8 protein-coding genes are annotated in these 7126 nt (G+C 74.2%); 3 read left to right on the top strand and 5 right to left on the bottom strand.

Annotated elements, in window-relative coordinates:
* Positions 1-13: 13 nt before the first annotated feature.
* Positions 14-424 (top strand): hypothetical protein, encoded by a 411-nt coding sequence (locus tag HLI28_RS11130; RefSeq protein WP_171247608.1) that lies wholly within the window; start codon positions 14-16, stop codon positions 422-424.
* Here HLI28_RS11130 and HLI28_RS11135 read toward each other — a convergent pair.
* From HLI28_RS11135 to HLI28_RS11155, 5 genes are all read right to left on the bottom strand, one after another.
* Positions 367-1605, bottom strand: a complete 1239-nt coding sequence (locus HLI28_RS11135) for a cytochrome P450 (protein ID WP_171247610.1) — start codon at positions 1603-1605, stop codon at positions 367-369. The genes HLI28_RS11130 and HLI28_RS11135 overlap by 58 nt on opposite strands.
* Positions 1602-3275 carry an FAD-dependent oxidoreductase gene (locus HLI28_RS11140; protein ID WP_171247612.1) on the bottom strand — a complete coding sequence of 558 codons (1674 nt, stop codon included), beginning with the start codon at positions 3273-3275 and terminating at the stop codon, positions 1602-1604. The genes HLI28_RS11135 and HLI28_RS11140 overlap by 4 nt, the downstream gene beginning before the upstream one ends.
* Positions 3272-4057 carry a methyltransferase domain-containing protein gene (locus HLI28_RS11145; RefSeq protein ID WP_171247613.1) on the bottom strand — a complete coding sequence of 262 codons (786 nt, stop codon included), beginning with the start codon at positions 4055-4057 and terminating at the stop codon, positions 3272-3274. Before HLI28_RS11145 ends, HLI28_RS11140 begins: the two co-directional genes overlap by 4 nt.
* Positions 4058-4131: 74 nt before the next feature.
* Complete coding sequence (locus tag HLI28_RS11150; RefSeq protein WP_171247615.1) at positions 4132-4482, bottom strand: DUF202 domain-containing protein; 351 nt, start codon at positions 4480-4482, stop codon at positions 4132-4134.
* Complete coding sequence (locus HLI28_RS11155) at positions 4479-4937, bottom strand: YidH family protein (protein ID WP_343035798.1); 459 nt, start codon at positions 4935-4937, stop codon at positions 4479-4481. Before HLI28_RS11155 ends, HLI28_RS11150 begins: the two co-directional genes overlap by 4 nt.
* Positions 4938-5001: 64 nt before the next feature.
* On the opposite strand from HLI28_RS11155, the gene HLI28_RS11160 reads away from it, so the two are divergent.
* Both HLI28_RS11160 and tig read left to right on the top strand, forming a co-directional pair.
* The gene (locus HLI28_RS11160; RefSeq protein ID WP_171247616.1) at positions 5002-5427 is read left to right on the top strand and encodes a DUF4190 domain-containing protein; all 426 of its coding nucleotides are present in this window, start codon (positions 5002-5004) and stop codon (positions 5425-5427) included.
* A 223-nt stretch (positions 5428-5650) separates the two neighbouring features.
* Positions 5651-7066: a trigger factor gene (gene tig, locus HLI28_RS11165; RefSeq protein WP_171247641.1), complete on the top strand. Its 1416-nt coding sequence runs from the start codon at positions 5651-5653 to the stop codon at positions 7064-7066.
* Positions 7067-7126 lie beyond the last annotated feature (60 nt).

The following is a 7126-nucleotide window of genomic DNA, read 5'->3' on the forward strand; positions in this document are numbered from 1 at the left end:
ACAGGAGATCGCCATGCCCCACCCGCACCTGATCTGGCTGCGCAGCGCCGCGACCGTGCTCATCAGCTGCGTCATCGCGCAGGCCGGCTGGGCCTCTGCCTACCTCGGCGGAGAGCCGGGCTACCTCGACCAGCACCGGGTGGGCGCCTGGGTCACCCTGGGGGTCGCCTGGCTGGCCGTCGTGGTCTACCTCGTGCTCCGGCGTTCCGCGGGTCCGGTCAACGTGGCGCTGGCCCTGGCGGTGGCGGTGCTGGTGACCGTGCAGTTCACCCTCGGCCGGCTCGGCGGGGACCTGCGGGCGCTGCACATCTTCGTCGGCGTGCTGCTCGCGGTGCTCGTGACGGCCCTGACGTCGTGGACCTACCGTCACCGGCTGCCGGAGGAGGTGGCCGGCAGCTCCAGCTCCAGCCCCCGCAGCGTGTAGCCCTCGATGAGGTCGTCCCAGCCCACCTCGGGCTCCCGCACGAGACGCGGTGAGCGTGCCAGGAGCCGGGTGAGCAGCACGTCGGACTCCAGGATCGCCAGCGGCTGGCCCGGGCACTTGTGGGCGCCGTCGCCGAAGCTGAGCCCCGCGGCGTTGACGCCGCGCGGCAGGGAGCGGCCCGGGCACAGGTCCAGGCCGTCCTCGTCCGGAGCCTGCGCCTGCGGGTCGGCGTTGGCGGACCGGACGCACACGTCGACGAGGTCCCCGGCCTCGATCGTCCACGAGCCGTCGCCGTCGGTGACGCAGATCGGGTCCTGCGCGCGCCGGTACAGGTGCCCGACGACCGGCTCCAGCCGGATGATCTCGTGCAGGATCGCGAAGCGCTCCTCCTGCCCGGCGACCGCGTACCGCTCGCGCAGCGCGTCGTCGCGCAGCAGGTGCCAGGCGGCCATCGTGACGAACTCGCGCGTGGTCACCATGCCGGCCGTGCCGTAGGTGACGCACTCGACGAGGATGTCGACGTCGGTGTAGCCCTCGTCGACCAGGTGGCTGATGATGTCGTCGCGGCGCTCGCGGCGGCGCTCCCGGATGGCCGGGCGCACGTCCGCCAGGAAGAAGCGCCCGATCGGCAGCAGCCCGTTGAACGCCGCCCGCATCCACTGGCGTCGGGTGCGGCCCAGGTCGCGGCGGGTGATGTCGAAGGGCGGCTGGCGGAAGAAGCTCACCAGGCGGCGCGACATCCGCGGCACCGACGACTCGGTGAGCCCCACCACCTCGGCGGTGACCTCGACGGTGTAGTGCAGCGCGAGCTCGTCGAGCTCCAGGCGGCCGCCCGGCGGGGTCTGGCCGAGCAGGCGGTCGGCGCACTCCTCCATCTGCGGGGTGTAGCGCTCGGCCACGACCACGGGAGCGAAGAACCGGGCGACCTTGCGGCGCTGCTCGTCGTGCAGCGGCCCGTCGGAGACGAGGATCGGGTGGTGCTTGAGCCGGCCCTGGGGGATCGCCTCCGCGGTGAAGCCGGCCTGGGTCGTGGCGTGCCGGGCGCGCAGCACCTGCCGGGCGGCCTCCAGCGACCGGATACGCCACACGGTGCTCACCCCGGGGCTGCCGTCGGCGCCCTGCCGCTCCACGCGGGGTGAGCTCGGCTCGCCCGGGCGCACCGCCCGCCGTCGCGCCGTCATCGCCGCCCGACGGGGAGGCGGTCACGCACGGCCCGCGCGGTCCGGGCGACGGCGGCGCCCGCGGCCGACAGGTCCGGTCGACGCCGGAGCACGCCCTGCAGCGGGACGGTCCAGACGTCCTCGCCCCGCACGCCCCAGCCCTGCAGCAGGTGGTTGGCCGCGAGCACACCGGTCACGGCGGCGCGCTCCATGAGGGCGATCGGCCAGTCGACGCGCAGGCCGTCCCCGGCCAGGGCCAGGCCCGGGTACGGGGTGTCGACGGTCAGCCGGTCGCGCCAGGGGCCCGTGCCGACCAGCCCGCAGTCGTCCTCGACGAGGAGCTCCTCGTGGACCGCCTGCAGGGTGCGCGTCTCGGGGTAGACCTCGTGCAGGGCCTCCAGGAGCCGGGTGCGCAGCCGCTCGGTGTCCAGCCCGCGCGGCCCGTCGCCGGCCAGGTCGGGGTCCCGCTCCGGGTCGACGGCGTAGCCGTGCAGCTCCACGACCGAGCCCCCGTGCTCACGGCTCCAGTCGGCCGCTCCCTGCTCGAAGCGCTCCAGGACGGTGACGTTGTCGAGCAGGTCGTAGCCGCTGGTGCCCAGGAACGCCTCCCGCTCCGGCGCGACCGTGCCGTCCAGCCACAGTCGCAGCACCGCGAAGGGCGGTGCGTTGCGGCCCGCGGCCACCCGGCGGTGCCAGTCCTGGCGCTCCGGGGTCCCGGCGCCGCCGTCCGCCTCGTCGGCCAGCGGCGCCAGCAGCTCGCGGGTCACCCGCGGATCGGTGGCGACCACGACCGCGTCCGCGGTGAGGTCCCCGGAGGTGGCGTGCACGTGCCATGTGCCGTCCTCGGCCCGCGCCAGCGACTCGGCACGGGTGCCCGTGCGGACGTCGACGCCCAGCCCGGCGAGGTAGCGGCCGAGCGGGGCCCACAACGCGGTGTCGTAGTCGTCGTCCGGGACGTCGAAGAGCAGACCCTCCGACGACCCCGCGAAGTAGGTGTGGAACATGCCCACCAGCTCGCCGGCACCGAAGTCGGTCGGATGGGCGAAGAAGGACCGGGCGAACACCTCCAGGGCGAGGTGTCGTGCGCCCTCGGGGAAGCGCAGGCGGTCGAGGAAGTCCTGGGCGGACTCGCCGTCGTAGCGCTCGTGGCTCGCGGGGTAGGAGACCGAGACGAGCTCGATGGCGCTCGGCAGGTGCACCTTGGGCAGCGCCGAGACCGGGAAGGTGGGGCTCCGCACGACGAAGGCCGCGAGGTTGACCGGCGGGGTCAGCGGCAGCGCCGCGAAGCTGTCGGTCAGGCCGTCGCCGCGGCGCAGCGGGTAGTCCGCGACGGGCACCAGGTGGTCGAGCTCCGGGTCGGAGCGGCGCAGCAGCGCACGCAGCGTGTAGTACTGCCGAAAGAAGGCGTGGAAGCCGCGGCTCATCGTGCGGCCGTCGCCGTCCGCGGGCCCCTCCGGGTCCTCGGCGTGCTCCTGGACGGGCCACGCGCGGACCCGGCCGCCGAGCTGGTCGCAGGCCTCGAGCAGCGTGACCCGCGCACCCCGCTCGGCCAGGATCGCGGCCGCGGCGAGGCCGGCGATGCCGCCCCCGACGACGACGACGTGCTGGTCGTCGGCGACGCGCTCGGCGCCGGATGCTGCCGGGTGGAGGACGGCCGCGCCGTCGCGGCCGGGCGGGACGGGCCGGGTCATGTCAGGTCCTTCTCGGGTCGGCGGGCCAGGACGGTGTGCAGGATGCCCCGCTGCCATCCCGTGCCGGTGCGCCAGCGGATGTCGGTGAGGCCGGCCCGCTCGAGGCGGGCCTGAAGCTGGGCGGTGCTGTCGTTGTCGACGACGCTGCGCCACAGGTAGCGGTAGATCGACGGGTTGCCGCGCAGGACGACGGCCAGGGGCATGACGAGCGCCCAGCAGACGGCGGTCCAGACGGCCTGGGCCACGCGGTCGCCCTTGACGTGGTAGTCCTGCAGCGTGACCCAGCCGCCGGGCCGCACCTCGTCGTGGATCGCGGCCACGACCTCGTCGCGCTGGTCCTCGGGCACGTTGCGCAGGAGGTAGGCGGCGAACGCGCCGTCCGCGTCCCGCTGGCCGTGGTCGCTCGCCACCTCGGGCAGGGCCTGGGCGAACGCCTGCACGAACCGCACACCCTGCGGCCAGGCCTTGGCCCGGGCGCGGCTCAGCATCCCGGCGGAGGCGTCCAGCCCGACGACGCGGGTGTCCTCGCCGGCCGCGTCGAGCACGGCGCGCGTCGACAGCCCGGAACCGCACCCCAGGTCCCAGAGCACGAGCGGCTCCTCGCGGGAGCGCCGCGGCAGCAGCGAGACCATCTCGCGCGCCGCGGCGTGCAGGGCGTCGTGGTAGCCCGGGTTGAGCCGGGTCAGCAGGTCGTAGCGGTCGGCGGCGCGGTCGAACTCGTCGGCGAGCTGCGCTCCGCGCGTCTCGACAGGGCCTACGGCGGCGGGGCGTTTGCGTAGCACGGGCTCAGCCTACGGCGTCGGTCCGTGATGTCCGGGCTCCTGCGGACGTGTCCGGTTCACGGTCCGCGACCTCCTCAGGCGAGCAGGACGAGCAGCAGCGCGCCCAGGGCGAGCAGGCTCGTGGCGGCGCAAACGGTCACGATCCGGCGCCCGTGCCGCAGCCGGGGAACCTCCTGCTCCAGACCGGCCCGCGTGTGGCGGGCGTGACGCGCGGTGAACCACCAGCCCGGCGTGACGAGCACGAGGGCGACGACGGCGGCTCCGGCCAGCGCCTTGGCACCCTGGACGGCGGGGAAGGCGTGGATCGCCACGAGCGTGGCCGCGGCGAAGGACATCAGGGTCCGCCGCCAGGCGAGCGCCGTGCGCTCGGCCCAGCGGCCCGGGACCTCCGGTCCCGCCGGATCCGGGGCGGAGGGGGCGCTCATCGCAGGAGCAGCGCGAGCAGCAGGAGCACGCCGACGACGGCCATCGTCACGACGAGCAGGAACCCGGTCGTCGCGCCGGGCAGCTCGCCGCTCAGTCGCATCGCCCGCTCGGTCCGGGCCCACTCGACAGCGGCCACCAGGGGGACGGCGACACCGGCGAGCAGCAGCACCACCGCCGCGGCGAGCCGCAGGTGCGGCTCCATCGGCAGGTCGAGGGCCTCCAGAGCCGTTCCCGCCGCGATCAGGCCCAGCGAGGTGCGGATCCAGGCCAGCAGGGTCCGTTCGTTCGCCAGGGAGAAGCGCGCGTCCGGCTCGTCGCCCCGGGCGTAGACCCACCGCGGGAAGCGTTCGGTGCGCGGACGCCGGGCGTCGCGGCGCTCGTCCGAGCTGTTCTCGTGCGGCATGGTCGACGTGGCCTCCGGGTCGGGAGCGGGCGTGCCCGGCCATCGTGGCACCCGGACGGTCCACCGGCGCGGGGTGCCGCACCGCTGGACCGTCGCGACCGCTAGGGTCGACGTCGTGACCGTGCCGAACGACCCGTACGCCGTACCCGACGGCGGCGAGCACCCGCAGCAGCGCCCGACGCGGCCGGTGCCGCCGCACTCGTCGGCCACGCCCGCCGCACCGCCGTCGTACCCGAGCCCCGCCGGTCCGGCGCCGGGCCATCCCGGCGCCGGCTGGCACTACCCGGTGCGCCGCACCAACGGCCTGGCGGTCGCCTCGTTGGTCCTGGGCATCCTGTGGCTCGGCTGGGTCGGCAGCGTCCTGGCCGTCGTGTTCGGTCACGTGGCGCTGCGACAGATCAGCAACGCGCCCCCGCACGCCCCGCAGGAGGGCCGTGGCATCGCGATCGCCGGCGTCGTGCTCGGGTGGGTCGGCGTCGCGACGCTCGGTCTCATGATGCTCTTCCTCGTCCCCGTCGCCCTGGCGCCGGTCGGCCTCTGAGGGCCGTCTCCCGGGGGGGCGGGGCGCCACACCGTGGGGTGTGCCACTGGACCGGCGGTGTCGTCCCCTGGGGCGCGTGGCGTATGATCGTCGGGTTGCCCGTGCGCCCGTCCTCCGGGCGTCGTTCGACAAGCATCGCAAGCATCCCCGCGCCGCAGCACACCGCGCCGGCCCGCTCCGGCACGACGCGCGCGCACGCACCCGACAGTTGGAGACCATCGAAGTGAAGAGCGCCGTCGAGACCCTGGAGCCCACCAAGGTCAAGCTGACCGTCGAGGTGGAGTACGACGAGCTCAAGCCGAGCATCGACCACGCCTACAAGCACATCGCGGAGCAGGTGAACATCCCCGGCTTCCGCAAGGGCAAGGTCCCCCCGCGCATCATCGACCAGCGCGTCGGCTGGGGTGCCGTCATCGAGCACGCCGTCAACGAGGGCCTCTCCGGTTTCTACCGCGACGCCGTCAGCGCCGAGGAGCTGCGCCCGCTGGGTCAGCCCGAGGTCGAGGTCACCGGGATCCCCGAGAAGGCCGGCGAGGGCCAGCTCGAGTTCGTGGCCCACGTCGAGGTCCGTCCCGAGCTGGAGCTGCCCGAGCTGTCCGCCATGGAGCTGACCGTCGACTCCACCGAGGTCTCCGACGAGGACGTGGCCGAGCGCCTCGACTCGCTGCGCGAGCGCTTCGGCACCCTCGTGGGCGTCGACCGTCCGGCCGTCGAGGGCGACTACGTCGTCATCGACCTCAAGGCCGTCGTCGGCGACGAGGAGGTCGACTCGGTCTCCGGCGTCTCCTACCAGATCGGTGCCGGCAACATGCTGGACGGCCTGGACGAGGCCCTCACCGGTCTCTCCGCCGACGAGACCACCACCTTCACCACCAACCTCGCCGGTGGCGACCACCAGGGCGAGGAGGCGACCGTCACGGTGACCGCCACCTCCGTCAAGGAGCGCGAGCTGCCCGAGGCGGACGACGACTTCGCCCAGATGGCCTCGGAGTTCGACACCCTCGAGGAGCTCAAGGCGGACCTGCGCGAGCAGGTCGCGTCGTCGAAGTCCTCCAACCAGGCCGTCGCCGCCCGCGACGCCCTGCTGGAGAAGCTGCTGGACGCCGTCGAGGTGCCGGTGCCGTCCGGTGTCGTCGAGGCCGAGGTGAACCGTCACCTCGAGCAGGAGGGTCGCCTCGAGGACGACGAGCACCGCGCCGAGGTCACCGAGGACGCCACCAAGGCGATCAAGAACCAGATCCTGCTCGACACCCTCGCCGAGAAGCTCGAGGTCCAGGTGGGCCAGGGCGAGCTGATCGAGTACCTGGTGCAGGCCTCGCAGCAGTACGGCATGGAGCCGCAGCAGTTCATCCAGACTCTCGACCAGTCCGGTCAGATCCCGGCCATGGTCGGTGAGGTCGCGCGGTCCAAGGCGCTCGCCGTCGCCCTGCGCGACATCGAGGTCAAGGACTCCGAGGGCAACGTCGTCGACCTGACCGAGTTCATCGGTTCCGAGGAGGACGACGAGGCCGCTGCGGCCGCCACCGAGGCGGCGCAGTCCGAGATCGCCGACGCGGAGTCCGGCGACTCCGCGGCGTCGGCCGACTCGCCCGACTCGGCGGACTCCGGCGAGTCCGCGGACGAGGCCGCCAAGGCCTGACGGTCCCGCACCGCACGACGACGGCCCGTACCCTCCGCGCGGAGGGTACGGGCCGTCGTC

Source organism: Isoptericola sediminis (assembly GCF_013085345.1).
Taxonomy (GTDB): domain Bacteria; phylum Actinomycetota; class Actinomycetes; order Actinomycetales; family Cellulomonadaceae; genus Isoptericola; species Isoptericola sediminis.

Bases quoted from the DNA above. Each gene is read 5' to 3' on its own strand.
- HLI28_RS11130 (WP_171247608.1), top strand. From the start codon at position 14: ATGCCCCACCCGCACCTGATCTGGCTGCGCAGCGCCGCGACCGTGCTC.
- HLI28_RS11135 (WP_171247610.1), bottom strand. From the start codon at position 1,605: ATGACGGCGCGACGGCGGGCGGTGCGCCCGGGCGAGCCGAGCTCACCC.
- HLI28_RS11140 (WP_171247612.1), bottom strand. From the start codon at position 3,275: ATGACCCGGCCCGTCCCGCCCGGCCGCGACGGCGCGGCCGTCCTCCAC.
- HLI28_RS11150 (WP_171247615.1), bottom strand. From the start codon at position 4,482: ATGAGCGCCCCCTCCGCCCCGGATCCGGCGGGACCGGAGGTCCCGGGC.